1 protein-coding gene is annotated in these 377 nt (G+C 65.8%); it reads left to right on the top strand.

Annotated elements, in window-relative coordinates; translation table 11 throughout:
• On the top strand, nucleotides 1–337 hold a 337-nt coding region (locus ACZ3HG_RS23155), incomplete at its 5' end, for a hypothetical protein (RefSeq protein WP_465334642.1).
• Nucleotides 338–377: the final 40 nt, after the last annotated feature.

The raw sequence follows: 377 nt of genomic DNA, 5'->3' as shown, positions 1-377 counted from the left end.
CACGCCCGGGATGACTAAGTACCTCCTGGAACGCGCGATGCGCAAGTTTGACGCGGCGCCGGATCGCGACACATTCATGGATGTGCTCGAAGCTGAGGCGCGGAAGATGGGCGACGAGTACGCCGTCATCCACACCGGCGTCTTCGAGGGATACCGGAGCTTGGAACGGCTGAGCGAACATCTGGGGCCGTGGAATTGGGTACTGGGCAAGGAGCCTGCTGTGGAGCGCTTAGAGGCAGCCACGCCTGCCGAGGCGCAGCCGGGCGCGGCGGTGGAAGACGCGCCGCCGAGCACTCCTCCTAGCCGCCGAGCGGCCCGCGCTCAGAGAGCGGACTGAGACATCGACCGCTAATACGCGGCGAGATTTCGGAGCTTCG

The organism is Erwinia sp. PME.40.26/001, from assembly GCF_055556675.1.
Note: the sequence above shows the minus strand (reverse complement) of the source record. Positions and strands in the feature narration are given on the sequence as shown.